The sequence below is a fragment of the Flavobacterium sp. WC2416 genome (assembly GCF_041200095.1).
Lineage (GTDB): Bacteria > Bacteroidota > Bacteroidia > Flavobacteriales > Flavobacteriaceae > Flavobacterium.
The window spans coordinates 737,232-760,089 of record NZ_CP165626.1 but is presented as its reverse complement, the minus strand read 5'-3'; the positions used below and the strand labels follow the sequence as shown (position 1 = coordinate 760,089).

The 22,858-nt window shown below is 34.7% G+C and carries 12 protein-coding genes and 1 tRNA gene; 8 read left to right on the top strand and 5 right to left on the bottom strand.

All coding sequences use genetic code 11. The features are described 5' to 3' along the window. Positions 1 to 5 precede the first annotated feature (5 nt). A complete protein-coding gene (locus AB3G39_RS03260; protein ID WP_369752726.1) occupies positions 6 to 1,187 on the top strand; it encodes an aldose epimerase family protein in 1,182 nt (393 codons plus the stop codon). Positions 1,188 to 1,566: 379 nt separating this feature from the next. Here the strand turns inward: AB3G39_RS03260 and AB3G39_RS03255 are convergent, their stop codons facing one another. After that, a complete protein-coding gene (locus AB3G39_RS03255; protein WP_369769684.1) occupies positions 1,567 to 3,486 on the bottom strand; it encodes a glycoside hydrolase family 97 catalytic domain-containing protein in 1,920 nt (639 codons plus the stop codon). Positions 3,487 to 3,719: 233 nt separating this feature from the next. Continuing rightward, positions 3,720 to 3,799, bottom strand: a tRNA-Leu gene (locus AB3G39_RS03250). A 289-nt stretch (positions 3,800 to 4,088) separates the two neighbouring features. Between AB3G39_RS03250 and AB3G39_RS03245 the strand changes: the two genes are divergently transcribed. The 3 genes from AB3G39_RS03245 (at position 4,089) to pth (ending at position 6,647) form a co-directional block, all read left to right on the top strand. After that, entirely contained in the window at positions 4,089 to 5,030 is a 942-nt protein-coding gene (locus AB3G39_RS03245; RefSeq protein ID WP_367755845.1) for a ribose-phosphate pyrophosphokinase, read from the top strand. A 42-nt stretch (positions 5,031 to 5,072) separates the two neighbouring features. After that, positions 5,073 to 5,687 (top strand): 50S ribosomal protein L25/general stress protein Ctc, encoded by a 615-nt coding sequence (locus AB3G39_RS03240; RefSeq protein WP_369752731.1) that lies wholly within the window; start codon positions 5,073 to 5,075, stop codon positions 5,685 to 5,687. Between the two features lie 285 nt (positions 5,688 to 5,972). Then, on the top strand, positions 5,973 to 6,647 hold the full coding sequence (pth, locus tag AB3G39_RS03235; RefSeq protein WP_369766002.1) for an aminoacyl-tRNA hydrolase: 675 nt from the start codon (positions 5,973 to 5,975) through the stop codon (positions 6,645 to 6,647). A gap of 52 nt (positions 6,648 to 6,699) precedes the next feature. Here pth and AB3G39_RS03230 read toward each other — a convergent pair whose 3' ends face one another. Then, positions 6,700 to 9,375: a reprolysin-like metallopeptidase gene (locus AB3G39_RS03230; protein WP_369766001.1), complete on the bottom strand. Its 2,676-nt coding sequence runs from the start codon at positions 9,373 to 9,375 to the stop codon at positions 6,700 to 6,702. Positions 9,376 to 9,593: 218 nt separating this feature from the next. Here AB3G39_RS03230 and AB3G39_RS03225 point away from each other — a divergent pair, with 218 nt between their 5' ends. The 4 genes from AB3G39_RS03225 to bioB all read left to right on the top strand — a co-directional run bounded on the left by AB3G39_RS03225 (position 9,594) and on the right by bioB (position 12,786). Then, complete coding sequence (locus tag AB3G39_RS03225) at positions 9,594 to 10,526, top strand: bifunctional riboflavin kinase/FAD synthetase (protein ID WP_369766000.1); 933 nt, start codon at positions 9,594 to 9,596, stop codon at positions 10,524 to 10,526. A gap of 110 nt (positions 10,527 to 10,636) precedes the next feature. After that, positions 10,637 to 11,089, top strand: coding sequence for a hypothetical protein (locus AB3G39_RS03220; RefSeq protein WP_369752735.1), 453 nt, complete (start codon positions 10,637 to 10,639; stop codon positions 11,087 to 11,089). A 75-nt stretch (positions 11,090 to 11,164) separates the two neighbouring features. Further along, positions 11,165 to 11,602, top strand: coding sequence for a hypothetical protein (locus tag AB3G39_RS03215; protein WP_367755857.1), 438 nt, complete (start codon positions 11,165 to 11,167; stop codon positions 11,600 to 11,602). Positions 11,603 to 11,700: 98 nt separating this feature from the next. Next, complete coding sequence (gene bioB, locus AB3G39_RS03210) at positions 11,701 to 12,786, top strand: biotin synthase BioB (protein ID WP_367755859.1); 1,086 nt, start codon at positions 11,701 to 11,703, stop codon at positions 12,784 to 12,786. A 65-nt stretch (positions 12,787 to 12,851) separates the two neighbouring features. Here the strand turns inward: bioB and AB3G39_RS03205 are convergent, their stop codons facing one another. Continuing rightward, positions 12,852 to 17,981 carry a T9SS sorting signal type C domain-containing protein gene (locus AB3G39_RS03205; RefSeq protein ID WP_369769683.1) on the bottom strand — a complete coding sequence of 1,710 codons (5,130 nt, stop codon included), beginning with the start codon at positions 17,979 to 17,981 and terminating at the stop codon, positions 12,852 to 12,854. 348 nt (positions 17,982 to 18,329) lie between these two features. Next, positions 18,330 to 22,424, bottom strand: coding sequence for a T9SS sorting signal type C domain-containing protein (locus tag AB3G39_RS03200; protein ID WP_369769682.1), 4,095 nt, complete (start codon positions 22,422 to 22,424; stop codon positions 18,330 to 18,332). Between the last annotated feature and the right edge of the window lie 434 nt (positions 22,425 to 22,858).

The following is a 22,858-nucleotide window of genomic DNA, read 5'->3' as shown; positions in this document are numbered from 1 at the left end:
AAGTTATGAATATAGTAAAACGTTGTATTTATGGATTTTCCATAGTAAGTTTGGCCTGTATGAATGTTCAATGTAAAGGCGATAAAAAAATGGAAGAAACTACCGTTGACACAAAAGCTACAGATTCTGTATCTATAGTAAAATCAGAATATGGAACTACACCAAAAGGGGAAAAAGTAGATCAATATACGCTTACTAATCAAAAAGGGATGGAAGTAAAAATCATCACTTTTGGAGGTATTATCTCTTCTATGAAAGTACCTAACAAAGAAGGAAAATCAGAAGAAGTGGTAATTGGTTTCAATTCATTGGACCAATACATGAAAGACAATCCTTATTTTGGAGCACTTATTGGACGATATGGAAACCGAATTGCGAAAGGTAAATTTACCCTAGACGGAAAAGAATATTCGTTGGCTATTAACAATGCACCAAATGCATTACATGGTGGACCAGAAGGTTTTCATAGAGTTATTTGGACTGCCGAAGAAGCAAAATCAGGCGATAGTGCAGCTTTAAAATTGAAGTATGTAAGTAAAGATATGGAAGAAGGTTATCCAGGAAACTTGACTGTTTTTGTAACCTACACTTTGAATAATGACAATTCATTAGACATTCTTTATGAGGCAACAACCGATAAGAAAACCGTGGTAAACTTAACAAACCATTCTTATTTTAATTTATCATCTGATTTTTCTAAACCTATTTTAGATCATGAAATTACGATTGATGCAGATAAATTAGTTCCTGTTGCAGCAACACTTATTCCTACTGGTCAATTGACAGATGTGACTAATACCCCTTTCGATTTTAGAAAACCTAAAAAGATTGGAGCTGAAATTGAAGCCAAAAACGAACAATTGAAAAACGGATTGGGTTATGACCATTGCTGGGTACTTAATAATCAAGACAAAGGAGAACGTTTTGCAGCTTCGGCATATGATGCAGGAAGCGGAAGATTGCTTGAAGTATTCACAGATCAACCTGGTATTCAATTTTATTCAGGTAACTTCCTAGACGGGACTTTGCCAATGAGAAATGGAGGAACTTATGCACGTAGAACTGGTTTTTGTTTAGAAACACAACATTATCCAGATTCTCCAAATCAAAAAGATTTTCCTACTACAGTATTAAACCCTGGAGAAAATTACAAAACACAAACAACGTTTAAGTTTTCAGTAAAATAATTGAAATAGAAATACTAACTATTATAGATTAATTTTCTATACCTATAAATAAGTTAAGTGGTTTTGGTTTAAATATGGAACTAGTTAGTAACCCCAGAAATAGTACTTCTGGGGTTTTTTATGACCTAATTTTATCAAACAAAACGGAATAAAGGTTATTAACTATAGATGAAATGCCTGTAGCTAGTTACATTCAGCCTAGTTGATTTAAAATTTCAAATGACGCACCCTTTTCTAGCCCTGATCGAAGCGGCATCCTTTCCTGCCATTTTTTGGCAGGAAAGATATAGTGTAGAGCAGGAAATAGCTCCTAAAAACAGAAAACCTCGAAAGCACAAACTCTCGAGGTTTTTTACAAATTAAAACTAATTAAAAGAACCTAAATCTTCACTACAAATCCTCCATTTGGTTTCATGGTTATTTTGAGTTTAGTCTTTTTGGATACTGGATTTTGTTGAAATCCTTTTTCGTTTTCGCTAATAATAAAACCATTCACATTGGTCACAAAAGACAAATCAATTTCAATTTCCTTGGCTGTATTCTCCCCGTTAATCCCCACAATATGCCAAACGTTATCTTTTTCTCGAGCCATTATAACATACTTCCCTGGGTATCCATCAATGAATTTAGAGTCGTCCCAATTCGTTGGGATATCTTTTAAATAATCGACTACATATTTTGGCATTTTGGCCATTCCTTCCGGAATTTCGGCAATATGTTGCACTCCTGATAAAAATAAAACGGGCAATGCTAGTTCGAATGCTGGAGTTGTTTTTCTAGTTATATTAGGAATGGAATCCAAAACCATCGGCGTGAAATCCATGGGGTCAAAAACATTACGAGCAAAAGGAAGCATGCTACAATGGGAAGGTGCTAAGTCAGCAATATCTTGAAAGAAAGTAATGTATTCGTATCCTTTAACGGCCTCCGTAGAAACTAAATTGGGATACGTACGTTGCCATCCTCTAGGCAACGTAGCGCCATGAAAATTAACCATTAGATGATGAGTGGCAGCATCCGTAAGCATATCGTGATAATAATTAATCATAGATTGACCGTCACCTCCAAAAAAATCAACTTTGATACCGGCAATTCCCATATCGGCCAGTTTTGTGAATTCACTTTCCCTGTCGCGATGCGTCAACAACAAACTTTTAGGATGATAATCGGTACTGTTCCAAGAACCAGATGAGTTGTACCAAACCATTAGTTTTACGTTCTTCCCTTTGGCGTAAGCCACTAATTCTTTCATTTTAACAAATCCAATTCTGGTATCCCAGTCGGCATCAATTAAACAATACGGCCAATGCATTTGCGAAGCGTAATCTATAAATTGTAAAGTAGTATCAAAGTTCACCGAATCATCTTTTAGCAAAACCCAACTCCAAGAAGACAATCCACTTTTTATAAAAGAAGTATCCATGGGTATAGACGGCTCAGCAAGATCCGTCCCCATCGTACTTTCGGTAATTGTTTTTAAGGAGCCAATTGTTAGTGTTCTCCAAGGAGTGAACCATGGCAAGGTAGATTGTGGATTTAGAGCACCGTCAGGAAAAACTTCTTCTTTTTGAGGGAAGGTAAGTTGCATTGCTTTTGAGGTATCATTATAGACCAATCGGCTACCACAATAATTTCTTGGTAAACCAACTTCGGAAACTAAAACCCATGTAGCATTAGATTGAAATAAAGCGGGGTACACCCAGCCTTCGCCAATTTCAGGTTTTGTATTAACAGGTACACCCATTGCATAATGCTCTTCATAGGAAGGATTGGTTTCTTTCCAACCCGTCTTGGCTTTAGACATGGGTTGCAACCAGGCTTTAGTAGTGGCATCAAAATTATAGCTGGTTTTTTCCTCTACAATTTTTTTAATCTCATTTAACGTTTCTGGAAAATGGTAACGAAAAGCAATTCCATCGCTTGATAGCTTGAAAATGATATCCATCGCCTCTCCTTTATTATTTTGGAAACTCACCGTATATTGATTTGCGGTGTATGAGATTTGTTTTCGTTTCCCTTGCAACATAGTATAATTAGATTGAATAGGTATGGGCTTAGAAACAGACACTATTTGTAAACCCGTATAAAAATTAGCATCTTCTCTAATAATGCCAAGTTCCGATGTATTGATAACCACCTTATCTTTAAAGAAGACCTTATAAGAAGGCGTATTTTCTGAATTTAGATTAAATTCGATTTTTACTGTTTTATCTGAATTGACAAAATAATAAGCAGTTGGTTTCAGTACGAAAGAGGTCAATGAAACGAACAACAAAGACAAGAAAATTATATTTTTCATTTTTAAGTGTTTTATTTACACTTACAAGAATACGAAAATAAATTTATATATAAAACGATGTAATTAAAATAGTATGGTATTGGGAATTAAATATATAAAGGTGACTTAACCTGAATATTGACTGTGTTCCATAGAAAATTGGAATTAGAAAATTATTGAGAAAAATTTAAATTTAGCCTAAAATTTAGAAAAGTATAAAACCAAAAAAACCGCTTCTTTCGAAGCGGTTTTTGTACCCGGAGCCGGAGTCGAACCGGCACGGTTTCCCACAGGTGTTTGAGACCAGCGCGTCTACCAATTCCGCCATCCGGGCTTAGCTAGACATGAAATAACAACAGTTATTTCAACGCAATAAAAGAGGAGATTGTAATAAATCAACCATCGATTCCTTTAACACGGTGCAAATGTAAAAAATAATATTAAAAATTCTACTAAAAATACTTAATTTTTTCCTTTCAGAGTTGAATAAATTTTATAAATTTGCACCTCGTTAAAAACGCAACACACAACTAACTACACCCGAGGCGCATACAAACATCTGGCTTAGACAATTGACGAAGCCGAACAGTATGGAGCGTAGCGGAATAAAAACAACAAATTAAATGTCACACCTAGAACCAGAAGCTAAAATTTTTGCTTGTTCACAAAGTGTCTATCTTGCTGAAAAAATTTCTGCAGAATACGGAATACCACTAGGAAAGGTTACGATGTCACATTATAGTGACGGTGAATTTCAACCTTCTTACGAAGAGTCTATCAGAGGGTTACGTGTGTTTATTGTTTGTTCTACATTCCCAAATTCAGATAATTTGATGGAATTATTACTAATGATAGATGCTGCAAAACGGGCTTCGGCTAGACATATAACTGCAGTAATTCCTTACTTTGGTTGGGCTAGACAAGATAGAAAAGACAAGCCAAGAGTTCCGATAGGAGCTAAACTAACAGCTAAGTTGCTAGAAACTGCTGGAGCAACAAGAGTAATGACAATGGATTTGCATGCAGATCAAATTCAAGGATTCTTTGAAAAACCAGTAGATCACCTTTTTGCCTCTACTATCTTTTTACCGTACGTAAAAAGTTTAGGATTGGACAATTTGACAATCGCTTCTCCTGATATGGGAGGTTCTAAAAGAGCGTATGCGTATTCTAAGTTTTTAGAATCGGATGTAGTTATTTGCTACAAACAAAGAAAAGAAGCCAATATTATCGACACCATGGAATTAATTGGTGAAGTAAAAGGTAAAAATGTAATCTTAGTAGATGACATGATTGATACCGGAGGGACTTTGGCGAAAGCCGCTGATTTAATGATGGAAAAAGGAGCATTGAGTGTAAGAGCAATATGTACACACGCCATCTTATCAGGAAGCGCCTACGAAAAAATAGAAAATTCTAAATTATTAGAATTAATTGTTACCGATTCTATTCCATTAAAGAAAGAATCAAAGAAAATAAGAGTGTTGAGTTGTGCCCCTCTTTTTGCTGAAGTTATGCACATGGTACATCATAACAATTCCATTAGTGGAAAATTTATTATGTAACCACAAACAAGTAGAATATTTAATAACTATATAATTTTTACAATGAAATCGATTACAATTAAAGGATCAGAAAGAGAAAGCGTGGGAAAAGTTGCGACTAAAGCCTTACGTAATGCTGGAGCGGTTCCTTGCGTGTTATACGGAGGAGATCAACCAGTACATTTTTCAGCAGAAGAAAAAGCATTCAAAAGCTTGGTTTACACTCCAAACGCTCACACAGTTGTGATTGAACTTGGTACTGGAAAATCATTCAATGCAATTCTTCAAGACATTCAGGTTCACCCTGTGTCTGACAAAATTTTACATATTGACTTCTTTCAAATTTTTGAAGACAAAGAAATCACTATTGAAGTTCCAGTTAAAATCATTGGTAACTCTAAAGGAGTTATGGCAGGTGGAGATTTACGTTTAAACAACCGTAAATTAAAAGTAAGAGCATTACCTAAAAATCTTCCTGATTTTGTTGAAGCTGACATTACACCACTTAACATGGGTAACAAATTATACGTTACTAAAGTGCCATCTGAAAACTTCAAAATCATGCACCCTGACAATACAGTAATTTGTCAAGTGAAGATTTCTCGTGCTGCTATGAAAGCGGCTCAAGAAGCTGCAAAAGCTGCAAAAGCAGGACCTGCAAAAGGAAAGAAAAAATAATATTTTCTCTACAAATTCAAAAAGCATCAGTTTTACAACTGGTGCTTTTTTTTGTTCTTGACTTTTTATATTTTTTGAAGCACAACTACCTACTTTCATAAACATTTTACCCGCTATTCATTTCAATCTTTTTGCCCGCCAAAAAAGGCGAACAAAAAGGATTTCCATTACTATCGGGGCTATTTTACCACTTTTATTTATCCTTAGAAAACTACTCCAACCTACTCCATAAAATTATCTAATTATCTAATTGACAAATTATCTAATTAAGTTTACTTTTGCATAATGATAAAATGGATACACAGCCTGTTTTCATCACCAAAAACAGAAGAAAACACAGATCATATAAAACCAGAGGTTCACGAACACCACAAAAACAATATAAAAAGCATGAGTAATAAGTTTTTAATTGTAGGACTTGGCAACATTGGTGCTGAGTATGTAAACACAAGACACAACATCGGTTTTAAAATACTGGATCACCTAGCCAAAAAAGAAAGTCTCTCCTTCGAAACCGTAAAACTAGGCGCACTTGCTCAATACAAATTTAAAGGAAGAACCTTTTTACTGCTAAAACCTAATACGTACATGAATCTTAGCGGTAAAGCAGTACAATATTGGATGGATAAAGAAAATATTCCCTTGGAAAATTTATTTGTCATCACCGATGATTTAAATTTATCTTTTGGAACCATCCGCATTAAACCAAAAGGAAGTGATGGGGGTCATAACGGACTTAAAAACATCAACCTAGTTTTAAACACCAATCAATATACCCGATTCCGTTTTGGAATCAGTGATGAGTTCAAAAAAGGAAAACAAATAGATTATGTCCTTGGAGATTGGGATGACGAAGAGAAAGTAGCTCTGCCTGAACGCTTAGAAACTGCATCCGAAATTATAAAATCATTTGGAACCGCAGGATTAGAAAATACTATGACAACCTATAATGGTAAATAAAAAAAGGGAAACGCACTTAGTACGTTTCCCTTTTTTGCTTAGATTAAAATAATTATTCTATCACCAATTTTTTTATTTCTTTTCTATCACCATCAACAACCGTTAACAAGTAAACTCCTGATTGAATGTTTTGTAATTGAATGTTTTTATTAAAAACGGTTTCGTTTGTAAATGCTTTTTCAAATAATTTTCTGCCTAATAAATCATGAACGTATACTTGTACCCCATTTGAAGATTGGCTTGTAAACTGAATATTAAAATTTCCTTTATTTGGATTTGGATACATCACAAAATCACTAATCTCAAAATCAGCTGCTGAAAGCGTATAGGATTGAGCGCAAATCGCAATGGATGCTGAATTTAAAGTACCCGTATCATTCTTATAAGCATCACGGATTCTAAAGGTCCAAGTTCCTGATGGGTTTTCGCCATTAAACGCTGCTAAAGCTTGAAAAGGAGTTACTGTTTGTAATGTAGTTGTACCACATACTAAATCAATGCCTGAATCATCATAAATTAAGTCCAAAGTACTGTTTGTATTTCCACAACTTTTGTCAAATAACTTCACGGTTGTTCCAAGAGGGCTTACCACCTCCATTTCGAGATCCGATAAAAAAGTATGAGTGAAATTGACTTTAAAATTCACATCAGAAACAGTTGCTGAAGTCGCTGGAACAGTAATAGTTCTTGTTGTATAAGCAGCTTGTTCTGGAATTGCAAATGGAGCTGTAAAAGGATAGGTATTACAAGTAGAACTTACAGAATATCCTATAGAAAAAGCTTTACTATTTATAGCATAAAAAATACTGGCTGTTGGTTCTACTAGAATTCTACAGTTTTTAGCTGTAATATTAGGAACCGTAATAATTTGCACACCATCATTTGGAGTATTTGCAACCAACACTGTTGGAAAAGTTAATCCTCCATCAGTAGATAGTTTTATATTTACATTTGCAGATCCTGCTAATGCATTGGCACCATTTACATCCCAATTAACAACTTCACTAGTTCCTTGAAACCAACTCAAATTCTCCGTATTTTGTGAGGTCACCGCGAATGGTCCAGCTGTTCCACTTACTGAAATTATAGCTTCATCCGAATTTGTTTGGGCAGTGCCCGCGGCCGCACTGTCTCTTCCTGTCAAAACAAAATGGAGTGTTCGCGCCACTGTTGCAACCGATTCCCATTTACTGGTTAGTTTATTCGACAAAACATTAGCATAAGCAGGCATGTACCTTGTAGCACTACTGCTTGGAAGTAATGATCTGAACAAGGGGCCATCTGCTTTAGACGAAACAGCTAAACTATTTGCTTTATCAGCAGTTACTGCAGAGTCGTTTTGTTCCCAAGTATAAGTAACTGTATCCCCATTGGAATCTGAACCAGTACCTTTCAAAATAAAGGCAGTACCTTTAGGAATAGTATAATCCAAACCAGCGTTAATCGTTGGTGGACTGTTCGTAATTGTTGTACTTGTAGGACATGTTTTTGTTAATAAATTATCTTGTATTTGCTTAATACTTGCATAAGCAAAATAATCATCTGAATAAGCTTGCACATCATAATCCGTTGTAATACCAGCATAACCCATTATTGTAGAGCCACTTCCTGGCTCCACATTTACCCCCGTTCCCTCAAGTTCATAAGAAAAAGTATGATTTGCCCCTAATTGATGTCCCATTTCATGTGCTACAAAATCGATGTCAAAAGTATCACCTTCGGGTTTATTATCAGATGGAGAAGTATAAGCACTTCCTTTTCCTAAAGGAACCGCAACTGATGGCGGCACACACACACAACCAATACAACCTGCATTTCCCCCACCTCCAGATGCTCCAAATAGATGGCCAATGTCATACCCCCCATTAGTAATTGTGCTACTTAAATTATCTTGTACCTCTTGAGCCCACGCCCCTCCTGCTCCTGCCGTTGCATCTGAATAAGGATCCGTTGCTGCATTGGTGTACATTATTAGATTATTATTGCTAATAATCACTAATTTCACTGCCAAGTCTTTATTAAAAACTCCGTTAACCCTTGTCATTGTCGCATTCATAGCAGCTAAAGCTAAAGCAATAGTTCCTCCATGATAAGCCGTATACTCACCTGTACAGGATAATGCTAATCGTAATGTTTTAAAAACTTTATTATTGGCAGAAATCTTAGCGGTTCTGTTTAGTAATTGTTTGTCTATACTTACATCTTCTGTTTTACAATTTAAAGGCAATTTCCCTGTTTCTCTGTTTGTATTTGAAATAATTGTATATATTGATTCTCCTGAGATGGGCTCGATAAACTCAGATCCGCTATCACCCCTTAAAACCATAGTTTGAATTCCTTTTGGAGAAATACTAAAACTTAGAGATGCTTTTTTATCTGTAATCCCTACACCAACATACGCTCTAATCTCTGGATATTTTGCTTGCAATTCAGGCTCAAAATTAGAAGATTCTCTAACTAAAAATTTTTCTAATTCCCCTTTTGCATTTGGAACTGTAATTTCAATCCCGCTTACTTCATCCGTTTTATTGTCAGTTTTTGTTAATAGTTGTTTTAAAAAGCTATCATTCAACTGAAATGCCATTTGTTTATTAGCATTTGGGCTATTGCTGTTTTTATCTAATGCAGACGCAACACTAGAATCCATTTTTTTCCAAAGTAATTGATTTTGGGCATCAACCGAGGAATAGAATAGAATAATTAATAGAATTGTAATGTATTTTGTCATGGGTACAAAAAATTTATGTCTCAAAATTAAAGTATTTATTACTAACTTATAAAATGTAATCTCACAATTTTGATTGAAAAATAAGATTCGACGCATACTTTTGTAAAAAACTCCCTCATTTTAACGAAACTAATGCCTTATTCAAAGAAAATCAGCTCCTCATCGCTTCACAATTAAAATAGATTAGCATAAATTTGCAATATTATAAAACTTACGCTTTGAAGATTTTTCATTCTATAAAAGATTTCAGTTCTCCAAAAAAAACAATCCTAACGCTAGGTACCTTTGATGGAGTTCATGTTGGTCATAAAAAAATTCTGGAGAGAATAATACAAAATACCGCTAACAAAAAATACGAAAGCCTTGTACTCACTTTCTTTCCTCATCCAAGAATGGTTTTGCAAGAGCAATCCGAAATAAAACTACTGAATACTATCCCCGAAAAAATAAATCTATTAGAAAAAATAGGAATTGAAAACTTAGTCATTCATCCATTTGACGAAACTTTCTCGAGATTAACAGCTGAAGAATTTGTAAGTACTGTCCTTGTGGATCAATTTCATATCCATAAAATCATTATTGGTCACGACCATCGTTTTGGTAGAAACCGAACGGCAAATATTGATGATCTCATTAATTTTGGCAAACAGTATGGCTTTGAAGTAGAACAAATATCTGTTCAGGAAATAAATGATCTTTCAGTTAGCTCAACAAAAATTAGGAATGCCTTATTGGAAGGAAATATGAATTTGGCAAATGAATACTTAGGCTATGATTATTTTTTAACGGGTACAATATTTAAAGGAAAACAACTGGGAAGAACAATTGGGTTTCCCACTGCAAATTTAAAAATAGAAGAAAACTATAAGCTTATTCCGCTAAATGGTGTTTATATTGTTAAAAGCACAATCGCCCAAAAAACAGTATATGGAATGATGAACATAGGCTTTAATCCAACAGTTAAAGGAGAAAGCTTATCCATCGAAATTCATTATTTAGATTTTGATGCTGATTTATATGATCAAAAAGTTACAGTTTCCATCCTTAAATACCTTCGCCCAGAAGAAAAATTCGATTCAGTCGATACCTTAAAGAAACAATTACAAAAAGACAAAGAGACAACAATAGCTTATATTAAAGGTCTTAAATAATTAAAAAAAATCTCGTTACATTTTAAATATATTCCTATATTTTATGTAAATTTGATATGTATTTTCCTGTTTATCAAAGAGATGATATTTTAATTTTTAAAACCAAACGTATGAAACTACCTAAAGAATTATACAACGGAATTATTATTTTTATCGGAATTAGTCTTTATTTTTTATTAATGGAAGCATTAAATTTAGCTGGTCTATTTTATTTGCGTTTATTTAATATCCTTTTTGTCTTCTATGGAGCAAACAGGACCTTAAAATCAAATTTCTTGGAAGACAAGAAGGTATTTACTTTTAATGCCATTTCAGCTTTAGCTACTTCACTAATAGGTGTTTTTTTAAGCATTATTGGACTAATTATTTATAGCTATGCTAAAGGTGGAGATCAATATGTACAATCTTTGTCTGAAACCTTATTATTTGGTGGAAACCCTTCTATTATGACCTACAGTATTAGCTTACTTTTTGAAGGAATTGTCTCGGCTGTACTAGTTACATTTATCTTAATGCTCTATTGGGACACTCGTTATGCTTCAGACAAGCATGGAATCAATTAAACCTTTGCCTGTTTAAAAAAATTATCGCTTCCTAGTAAAACAGCAAGTTACGTTTTTTATCTAAATAAACTTATTATGAAACTACCAAAGGAATTACTGAATGGCTGTCTTATCTTTATTGGGATTGCGGTTTATTTTTTACTTATGAATGTTTTGGGATATGGCAACTCCTTTTATTTGCGCTTAGTCAACATCCTTTTTGTGTTTTATGGTGTAAATAGAACAATCAAAATGAATGTTAACATAGGAGAGAAATCATTTGTTACTAATGCTGTTTCTGCTATGGCTACATCCCTTGTAGGTGTTTTTTTAAGTATTATAGGATTAATTTCATATAGTTATATGAAAGGAGGGGATCAATACGTGCAATCCCTATCAAAAACATTTTTATTTGGTGGAAATCCATCAATATTCACCTATTCAATCAGTCTCCTTTTTGAAGGAATTGCTTCTTCAGTGATTGTAACCATGTTACTACTATTGTATTGGAACAACCGCCTAGCGACTGATTAACTACCGTTAATATATTTTCATAAACTTTTATTTAAATGCCAATACATTGATTCTTTAGAACAATTTGATTACTTTTGGCGCATCAAAAAAACGCATCAATGAGCATTACTAAACATAACTGGACGAAAGAAGAAATTATTAATATATACAACAAACCTATGATGGACTTGCTTTTTGAAGCAGCTTCTATTCATAGAGAGCATCATGATCCAAATGTTGTACAAGTTTCTACATTATTATCTATAAAAACGGGTGGTTGTCCGGAAGACTGTGGCTATTGTCCTCAAGCAGCGAGGTACCATACTTCTGTTGAAGGGAACGACCTTATGACAGTAAGCCAGGTAAAAGCACAAGCTTTAAGAGCTAAATCTAGCGGATCATCTAGAGTGTGCATGGGCGCAGCTTGGAGAAATGTAAAAGATGGGCCAGAATTTGACCAAGTTTTAGAAATGGTTCGTACCATTAACAAACTGGACATGGAAGTATGTTGTACACTAGGTATGATTACTGAAAACCAAGCACATCGTTTGGCAGAAGCGGGATTATATGCCTACAATCATAATTTAGATACTTCAGAAGAATATTATAAAGAAGTGATATCGACACGTGGTTTCGAAGATCGTTTGCAAACCATTGAAAACGTTCGTAAAACCAATGTAACCGTTTGTAGCGGAGGAATTATTGGGATGGGTGAAAGCATTGAAGATAGAGCAGGAATGCTTGTGGCACTGTCTACTTTAAACCCACAACCAGAATCTGTACCAATTAATGCCTTGGTTGCTGTTGAAGGAACTCCAATGGAAGAAGAAAAACCAGTTGAAATTTGGGAAATGATACGTATGGTTGCAACCACTCGTATTATCATGCCAGAAACCCAAGTGCGTTTATCAGCTGGAAGAATGAATATGAGCCGTGAAGGACAAGCCATGTGCTTTTTTGCCGGTGCTAATTCAATCTTTGCCGGTGACAAATTACTTACCACTCCAAATCCTGATGTAAATGAAGACATGAAAATGTTTGAAATGTTAGGATTGAATCCTCAAAAACCATTCACTAAAGTTTCTCAACCTGCAACAGTTGAGGCAGAACATTCACAGTTTGCTCCTCTTGGAGAGAAACCAAAATGGTCAAGACCAGGACATGTTATCGAAAAAAACCTAGAAGCTTCTGCTAAAGGAAAATAGTCTTTCCTTAATTATATAAAAAACCATCTTGCAAAACAAGATGGTTTTTTTTGAATTTAATCTGGTTAATTAATCACCTTTTTGGTAACAACCTTCCCGTTTTGAAGTGCTACTTTAACTAATAACATTTGTTGAGTAGCTCTCAAATTTAAAATCATCAATTCTTGTGAGTTTACATTCCTTTTGTGAAAAACCTCTTTTCCAGTAACATCCGAAATGATTATTTCATCAATTAATTCAGTTGAAGAAGCAACTTTCATCTGTTTATTTTTTATTGAAACTATAAGTTGAGTATTTAATTTATCAAAATCAGTAATTCCTAATGACTTATTAACATAAATCAAGTTAAAACGGTCATTAAAAGTACCTGCCACTGAATTAAAATCATAAGGTGTGGCTTTTATATTATGAACTACATTTAATAACTTATCTTCTAGATAAATATTTTGGCCATCTAGAAACAAACCGTCTACATGATCAATAGCAATTGTCGCCGTTCCATTGGCATCAATAGCATACCCTAAAGGTACAGAGTCTGAATCAAGAAATGGCAGGCCTTTACTTTGAATAGCTAATTTATCGGTTCCTATTAAACTATATAATAAAAAAGGAACAGTATCGTCAAACACATAACTATCATAACCTCTATCATAACCATCAGTTGCATTTTCAATATACCCAACCAAAGCTTGACTAACATTTGAAGAACTATTTGTCAAGTTTAACCAAATCCTGTGTTTTTCAAGTTCCTTTATTTTATTGTTATTTTTAACTTTATAAAAATTGGTGTTATTACTTGTTTCTCGCATGGTATTATTAAACTTCAATGATCCAGCTATTTCATTTTGTATAATAAACCCTTGACCAGAGGCAATAAACTCTGTTGGCGAATTATTGTTTCCAGTACCTGTATTACCCGCGGCACCCCCTAGTAAATTAAAATAATAATAATCAGTTGCGCTAAAATCATTACCAACCAAACGATTATTATGGGACCAAAAATATAGGGTGCCTTCTAAAGTATTCGTTGGATTCGAAATGGGGTCATAAAGGTTTTCGTTAATAAAATCTGTGGCATTAATTGCAGATGGATATGGATTTCCCACTAAACTTAAACCCACATCGCCTGGTGGAGTTGTAACTGCCACAGTTATGTTTCCGTTATTAGGAACTCCAACAAATTGATTTGAGGTCACCATCGGTACTGTGCTTGAAGTGTTTTCAGGAGCTCGAATGGCATAACCTTTCCCTAGTTCGAAAACGGAAGTTGAAGGGTTTAAAATTGTAAATGTATCATTCATACTATTATAGGAGAAAAACTTATCTCCTTTTGTCAGTGGTGAAAAATCAAGTAAAGTTTGTGTACTAATTGTTGGAGAGCACCAATAGGTTATATCATAGTATAACATTGGGGTCGTATTTCTTTTTACATTAATATTTCCGCTATTCGATCCTGTATATGTCGTTTGTAACAAACTGGCATTATTTTCAAAAGTAAGTGTGCCAGGACTTGTTACGGTAACAGCGTCTCCAACTGATAACGTAAAACCATCTTTTACCGTAAGATCTCCTTTTGTAACAGTAAGCGTATTGGCAATATCAATATCACTACCCATTGTATAAACTCCCCCCGTACCAGAAAACAAAAGATTAAAATAACTTCCAGTTGTAACGGTTTGAGATGTTCCGTTATATTCAACTGTACCAGAAGAAAAAGGTTTGGCATTTGAAATCCCTGAAAAACGAATTGTACCATTCATAGATACAACAGAAGCAAAAATTAATGTTCCTCCTCTCATATCTATAACTGAACTAGGAGCCAAAACATTTAATGCACTAGTAGTCAAATTATACCCATTCATATCAAAAATAGGAGTACCGCCATTATTAATATTCAATTGTCCACCAGTTACTATATTACCAGAAGCCGTTTGTGTTCCAGAAGTATTGTATATTTCTATTGCCGGTGAGGCATTATATGTTCCAGACACTATTTTTTGCCCTCCAGTTCCATTGGAATAAAACACTGTATTTACCCAGGTTTTCCCTGAAGGAAGGGGAAGACTAGAAGTATTTAGTGTTATGATTTTTCCAGCACCAGTATTAGAAAATGAACCGCCATCGTTTAAGGCAAAAGCCCCCATATTTAAAACCGATGTACTAACATTATTATTCAAAATATTTTTTACACTAATTCCTATTGATGTAGTCAATGGATTCACTGTTTTAGAGTTCGTTAAATTATTGAATGTAGTTATACTAGATCCTCCAATAGACTGAGCAATCGTTCCATTAAAATTGACTGTGCCTGTGTTCGCTACGAAGGCCCCATTATTTGTCCAATTCCCTTTTATTGCTAATGTATTTGAACCTGATACCGTTAAAGTAGCACCTGTTTTAATTGTAATGTTTTTGCAAATTCCACCAGCTGCTCCTATAATTGGTTGATTAGTATTTACTCCTATACTTACATCTGTTGTTGCTGTAGGAACACTTCCACCACACCAATTAGAAGGGGTATTCCAATCGGTACTAGTAATACCAAGCCAGGCTCCAGTCAAACAAGAGGTTAATACATTTACAACTCCAGTTGTAGAAGATCCAAACCATGTCCCGTTTATATTTGTAGCTGCGGATCCAGTTCCCCCCCATGAACCTAAAGCAGTTTGTAGTACTCCTCCTAAAGTTAATGAACCTGAAGTTGATGCTGTCCCATTTAATAATAAAGCCACCGCAGTATCCTTAATTTCAAAATCTCCTGAAATAGTAGTTGTTCCTGTAAATGTTTTATTACCTGAATTACTCAAAAGTAGATCCCCATAATTCTTAACCGCCACTGTTTGTGCTGTTCCATTATAATCAACAGTACTATCTACATCCAAAAAAGTTGTCGAAAATACAGGAAAAAAACTTGTCCCACTTATTTGTAAGGTACTAAAATCTAAAACCGTAAGAGTTGAACCTCCAGAAATAGAAAAACCTCCTGTGTTTAAAGTTGCATCACTATCAATAGTAAGAGGAACATTTGCATTAAAAACTTTATTTGCATTTGCTGTTATAACTCCTGTATTCGTTACAAATACACCTCCAGTTGATGTAAATGGTGTTTTCCATTCTAGGCCTGTACCTTGAGCTGATGTTCTATTGTATTGTAAAGTGGCAGCAGAACCATAAGTAGGTATTGCTGATACAGTTGCAGCACCTTCCATAGAAAGGATTCCATTTATTGTTGGCAATCCAGTAAGTGTTTTAACTCCTGAATTTGAAAATGTAAGATTGTTAAAGGTGGAGGCTGTTGCCAATGTTTGAGTAGCCCCGCCAAAATTCACAGTTCCAGTTCCAGCCACAAAATTTGTCCCAGTACCCATCCAAGCAGTTGTTGTTGAAGAGTTTACATTAAAAACACTTGAACCACCATTTAAAATTCCTGCAGTTAAATTAACATCCCCAGAAAAAGTATGCGTTAGTCCAGAACCTAAATTCAAACTCCCGCCCGTACCATTAATAGTAAATCCAGCTCCATTTACATTTCCTCCCAAAGTAGCAGTACCTGCTGTTTTAGTCATAGACACTAATCCCGTTGTGGTAAAACCAGCAATACTTTGGGTAGTCATTGGATTAGCAATAATAATTGGAGAACTACCTGCGGTAAATAATCCACCATTATTTATAAAATTACCTCCAAGGGTTAAACCAAAATTAGCTGTCGCTAGCTTCGCCCCACTATTGATGGTCAAAGGTATAGATGCATTAAAAACCTTGGCTGCATTAAGTGTTATAACTCCAGTATTAGTTATATTAACACCGCCTGTAGCTATAAAAGAACTTATCCATTCTTGTCCAACAGTTCGGGCTGTTGCCGTATTGTATTGTAATGTAGCCGATGCGCCATAGCTTGGAATAGCAACTGAGGGAGAAACGGGCACAGTTGCCGTTCCTTCCATAGAAAGAATCCCATTAATAGTATTAGCACTTGGCAATGATTTTATTCCTGAACCCGAAAAAGTAAGATTATTAAATACTGGGTTTGATGCAGAAACAGTTTGGTTTCCAGCCGCCCCAAAATCAACGGTTCCAGTACCAGCCGTAAATAAACTTCCTGTTCCGCTCCAAGCAGTTGTACTTAAAAGGTTTGCCTTTATAGTACTAGAACTTCCGTTTAAAGTTCCTGCAGTTAAAGTTACTCTTCCTGAAAAAGTGTGAACTAGTCCTAATCCTAAATTTAATGTTCCTCCTGTTCCGTTAATAGTTAAAGCTGCTCCACTAACATTAGATGTAAAAGTTGCTATTCCTCCCGTTTTTAACATACTCACAGTACCAGTTGTAGTAAAACCTTGAATCGATTGACTAGCAGTACCTGTAAAAAAAACTTGTGCAGTTCCTAAAGCAACAGTACCAGAATTAGAATAATTCCCTCCTAAATACAATCGCCCTACTGCACCTCCTGTACCAGTATAAGTCATAGCACCTGAATTAGAGAAACTACCTGCGGTTGTGGTAATTCTCCCCGTTGTTCCAATAGTAAAACTTCCAGTATTTGTATTTAAAAAATTCCCTGTTGAAATGTTTAATTGTCCTGATGTCGTAAGATTAACCAATCCATTATTCGTAAAATCTCCTGTGAGTGTTGTCACACTTGTTGTCCCAGCAATTGTTCCATTATTAGTAATAAAACCGGTTACATTCAATGCTCTACTATTAATATCTAATGTTACCCCATTATTAATAGTCAAATTTGCAATCAAGGTAGATGCTGAAACAGTTACTGTATTAGCACTAGAACCATTACCGATTGTAATATTAGGTCGAACACCTGTTGGCGTTAAAATACCAAAAGTGGCCGTCCCCGTAAACAATACTGTCCCAGGACCGTTGACTCCGTTAGTAGTAGTCCCGCTGTTAGAAAAAGTTCCCGAAACGGTTAAAGTTTGTCCATTATTTACAACTAACTTACTTGTAGTATTGCTTAGACTAAGGTTTGTAATACTAGTTGAAACCGTAACCGTAACTGTATGTCCTGTAACAATAGTTACGTTATCCGTACTAATTGGAACTATTCCACCTACCCAAGTTGAGGCCGTTGACCAATTTCCATTTCCAGCGCTTGTTATAGTTGCTGCATTAGCAAATGAAACTGTTAACAAAAAATACAAAACTAAAAAAGATCTTATGTTAGAAAGTAATTTTATATTCATATAGTGTTGATTTTTAACACACATCGTGCATTATTTCATACAAATATAATTCATTTCATCACACGATTTATTTATTAAGAAAAATCCGCTGCTAGTTAAACGTGTTTTTTAAAATTTATCCTATCATGCAGGTTTGCAATACCGTTTTTGGTTTGCCTATTGAATACAAACAAGTAGTATTAAATAATAAAACATACCGCATTAACCAAAAAAAAATGATTTAAATCAAAAGTATGTTCTAACTATTAAATTCAAATAGTAGTCACATCTCATATTCCAAAATTATATTATAAAAAAACCCATTATGAGTACACATAATGGGTTTCTACATAAATTCTTATTTATAATCTAATACACAATTTTTTTATTTACTGTTTGTCCGTTTTGCAAAACTACTTTCACAATTAGAGCTTGATCAGTAGGACCTAAATTAGGTATCGTATATTCAATATTATCAACTTTTATTTTTTTATAAAGTTGTTTTCCAGAAAAATCATAAACAAATATTTTATCTATAAGATCATCTGAAGATTTAATTTGTATTTCTTTGTTTTTATTCGAAATTACGACACCATATTTCAAATTCTCAAAGTCATCTGTTGCTAAAGTTTTATTAGTATATGATAAGACAAAACGATCATTAAACACTCCCTCTTCAGTTGTAAAATTATAAGTGCCTTGAGTTAAATCAAAGACAGTATCAAGTAATTTATCTTCTAAAAACACTTTTTGTGTAGTGAAAAAACCATCTTTATCACGAATATTAATACTAAAATCACCTGCAATAATAGTTGTATATCCTAAAGGAATAGCTTCTGAGTTATCGAATGGCAATGCTCTCCCTTGAATTGTCAGATTTTTATCACTGTTTAAACTATAGAAATCAATAAATGCATTACCATCAAAACTCTCTCCATCATAAGCACTTTCATAATCATTTGTAGCACCAATAATATACGCTATCAAAGTTTCCTTAAAAGCACCTTGCTTATTAGTTAAATCTAACCAGACTCTATTTGCTTCTACAGCAACTGTTGACTTCTTAGTATTCTCAAACTTAAAAAATTGAGAATTATTTCCAGTAAGAGTTCCCACTCCCACTCTCATGTTATTATTAAAAACAGCATTACCAGCTTTAATACTGGTACCAAAAAAGGCTTGACCAGAAGCAATTTTACCCGTAGGAGCATTACTATTAACTGCACCCGGGTTAGTAGAACTTGGTGCTTGGGTTGCTACACCTCCTGATAAATTATAGGTAGCATAATCATCTGATGAATAGGCATAAACTCCTGAACCAGGATTAGAAACGTTTTTACCAATATCCGTATTATGAGTCCAAAAATAAATCGTACCGTCTAATAGCGTGTTATTTGCAATTAAAAAAGAATTTGCATCTAAAGCAGAGGGGTATGGATTTCCTATCAAATTAGAATTGCCAGCTACACCTATCGAAGTAGATAAAGCTCCGTTATTAGGAACGCCAATAAAACTAGCTAAATACGTGCTTGGCGGCGCGGGTGCTGCATAACTTTGTGGTCCTCTAATAATATAACCAACACCTGTTCCCATCATATTATTATAAGCATCCTCATACCTCCAGTTATCAATTCCTGAATCGAAAGACATAAATTTATCTCCTAGAGTATTCGGTGAAAGATCAATTAATTTTTGGTCAATTACTGGTGAAGACCAATACGTATAATCAAAATTACTAATAGGAGTCGTCTCACGCATGTATGTAATTTTACCCGAATTTACTGAAGCATCATTTACTTGTACTAAACTGGCACTGTTTTCAAAAGTTAATTTTCCACTACCTAAAACAGTTACCTCATTAACTATTTTCATGGTTCTTCCTGTCTTAATAACTACATTTTTACTTCCAGACACGGTACAAGAACAACCATTTACATCAGCATCTACACTGTAATCTCCTGCAAATATAATTTTATCACTAAGTGTTGGAGCTATTCCACTTGACCATACAGTCCCGTTCCATGAATTTGTACCATTCACCTTTATCATGACTACGGCGGATGTACTACTTAAAGTACATGAAGTTACTGTTCTTCGAAACCAAGTTGTTTGTGTAATGGACCCTGTAGTATAATTGATTGTATTATTAGTACCCGTAGCGGCAGAAAATCCTGTTGTAGCACTTGTGGTACTACTTTCCCAAAGATAAGCATAAGTACCTGTTCCTCCACTTGGTATAGAACCAGTTAGGGTAGCTTTAGATCCATTACAAATAGGTTCTATATAAGATGCCAAAATATACACTTTCTTTACAGTTCCAACACAGGGATCTCCAAAAACTCCATTGGTGGCAGGAATTGTAGCCGAATTATTTCCTAATAAATACCCTTCCGTTACAGATTGACTAGAGGTAGCATGGCAACTTCCTATAGTAAAATTTGGGGAGGTCCCACCTGGAGTTCCGTAACTTGCGAATGCAACATTCGAAAAATAAGTCCCTAAAGGAGCTGTAAGCAAAGCATTACCACCTTCTGCAGCTGTAGCGCTCACTTGTCCAGAAGTTCCACTACTAAAAGACAAACTATTATTACTTAATGATGGGTTTACCGTCACTGTTGTAGATATACAAGATGTTGAATTACAACTGCCCTCATACCTAACATAATAGGTTGTTGTAATTGTTGGCGAAACACTTATCGTATTTCCTGAACCAACTAATGTCACTCCACAAGATCCTGAGTACCACTTTGCACTCGCTCCACCGCCTAATGTCCCGCCACTAACAGTTAACGAAGTAGAGCTTCCAACGCAAATAGTTGTTGGTGCAGTAATTGTTGTTGGAACAGCTGAAGATGTACTTAGTGTTATACTTCCAACTGCGCTTACATTTCCGCAACCTCCAGTCAATTGAATCGAATAACTATAAGTCCCTGCAGCATCGGTTGGTGTACCGCTTATTGTAATTGTGTTTGATGCCCATACCGCTTTCACACCAGCTGGCAAACCATTAGCCCCAATTACATTATTATTTGAAATCCCTGTTGCTCCTGTTGTTGTATGCGTTATATTAGTCATACTAGTTCCTGAGCAAACAGTTGGGCTAGAAGATGCTGTACTAGCAGTATTATTTGAAATTGTTGCTGTACAAACACTTGAATAAGATATCCCTGAGCATGGTGAATTTTGAACTACAGCTCTATAATATGTAGTCTGTGTTAGACCTGAAATATTTATATTATTACTTGTTGTTACTATTGTCGTTGGAGCTGTTGCAAAATTATCAGTAGAAGATTCCCATCGAATTGGCGTTCCCACTTGACCAGACAAGGCTATGTTTGCAATATATGTATTAGCACATCCGCTTACGTTTGAGGGTAGCGTACCTCCTGCACTAGACGATGCGATAGAAACATATAAATATTTACCTCCTCCACCATTACCACAGCCATTAACCGACTGCACGTTGATATTACCTGCAGTTGCCGTTGCGCTAAAAGTTACACTTGCTGAAAGTCCATCAGCTGCTGGCGTTATTGTAGCTCCACTACCACTATATAACCAAACATAAGAAGAAGAATATACATCTGGAGTTATTGTGTACGTTGTTGTTGAATTTTGACATTGAGAGTTTGAGCCTGATAAGCTATTTGGTCCTGCACCAGGTCCATTTGAAACATATACTGTTCTTGTTGCAGTGTATGTTGTACATCCACCTGAACCACCTATTGTATATGTAATAACTGCAGTACCAGCTGATTTACCCGTAACTAAACCACTAGATGCGTTAACAGTAGCAATACCTGTATTACTACTTGACCAGGTTCCTCCAGAAACTGTTGAACTAAACGTAGAAGTTGTTGTCCCGTACGTACATAAGTATTGGGTACCAGACAAGGTACCTGCGCTAATTGGACAACCTTTTAAAGTAACATCATCAATATATAATACCCTATTAGTATTATTTGAATTAGAATCTTTGTAAATTGCAATCCAAACTTCAGAATTATTATTAGCAGAAGCTGGTAAAGTAATACTTGTTTTTGTAACATTAGATGTTGTAGGCGTATAGGACGTAATTATAGTACTTGTTGTAGCGCCTTTATCAGAACTTACCAAAACTAAAAAAGATCCAATACCATTATTACTAATACTATTACAATATGAGAATATCATATTTTCATAACCTGTCGTATTTACTGTAAACAAATAATAATCCCCTGTGTTCCAATTAGATCCTGCCAAAGATCTACTTCCACTGCATGGATTACTATTGCTAATCAACGCGTTTGAAACACCATTTTGAGCTATCGATGGAGTCCCAACGGTATTATTAATATTTGGATTATAGGAACCTTCAAAGTCATATTGAAAAAGAGTTGTTTGACTGAAAGAAACATTAGAAATTATTAAACAAATAATACAAAAAATTATTTTCTTATTAATTAAAAGTAAAATTCTATTCATATGGCATTTTTAAAAAAATTGGGAGTAAATTCTATATATAATTCTTCTAAATAGTCCATTTTATTTTTCTAAAAAAAACAAAACCACATAGATTTTAGCAATATCGCTTGTCATTTTATGAATTATAAAATTTAATCGGCAATAAGCGTTTAAATCCGATTAAGAACAGGTTTTGAATGGATTGAAAAAAAAATCGCACAAAATAAACATTCAGTGTTTGCTTTTTTTATCAATAAATTTTAAATTCATTAAAATGCAATAAAGAGAGCTCATTATTTTAATTATTATAAACACCAGTTCATTTTGTTGTAAAACAAAACGCGTTTACAACCAACCTCTATTAATACTAATTTTCTAATAAAAACTGTAATCAAAAAATAGTAGTATAAAAAAGTTAACATATAAGTTTAAAAAAAATCTATAAATAAAAATCC

Coding starts and splice junctions, on each gene's coding strand:
- AB3G39_RS03260 (WP_369752726.1), top strand. CDS start 6: ATGAATATAGTAAAACGTTGTATTTATGGATTTTCCATAGTAAGTTTG.
- AB3G39_RS03255 (WP_369769684.1), bottom strand. CDS start 3,486: ATGAAAAATATAATTTTCTTGTCTTTGTTGTTCGTTTCATTGACCTCT.
- AB3G39_RS03245 (WP_367755845.1), top strand. CDS start 4,089: ATGTCACACCTAGAACCAGAAGCTAAAATTTTTGCTTGTTCACAAAGT.
- AB3G39_RS03240 (WP_369752731.1), top strand. CDS start 5,073: ATGAAATCGATTACAATTAAAGGATCAGAAAGAGAAAGCGTGGGAAAA.
- pth (WP_369766002.1), top strand. CDS start 5,973: ATGATAAAATGGATACACAGCCTGTTTTCATCACCAAAAACAGAAGAA.
- AB3G39_RS03230 (WP_369766001.1), bottom strand. CDS start 9,375: ATGACAAAATACATTACAATTCTATTAATTATTCTATTCTATTCCTCG.
- AB3G39_RS03220 (WP_369752735.1), top strand. CDS start 10,637: ATGAAACTACCTAAAGAATTATACAACGGAATTATTATTTTTATCGGA.
- AB3G39_RS03215 (WP_367755857.1), top strand. CDS start 11,165: ATGAAACTACCAAAGGAATTACTGAATGGCTGTCTTATCTTTATTGGG.
- bioB (WP_367755859.1), top strand. CDS start 11,701: ATGAGCATTACTAAACATAACTGGACGAAAGAAGAAATTATTAATATA.
- AB3G39_RS03205 (WP_369769683.1), bottom strand. CDS start 17,981: ATGAATATAAAATTACTTTCTAACATAAGATCTTTTTTAGTTTTGTAT.
- AB3G39_RS03200 (WP_369769682.1), bottom strand. CDS start 22,424: ATGAATAGAATTTTACTTTTAATTAATAAGAAAATAATTTTTTGTATT.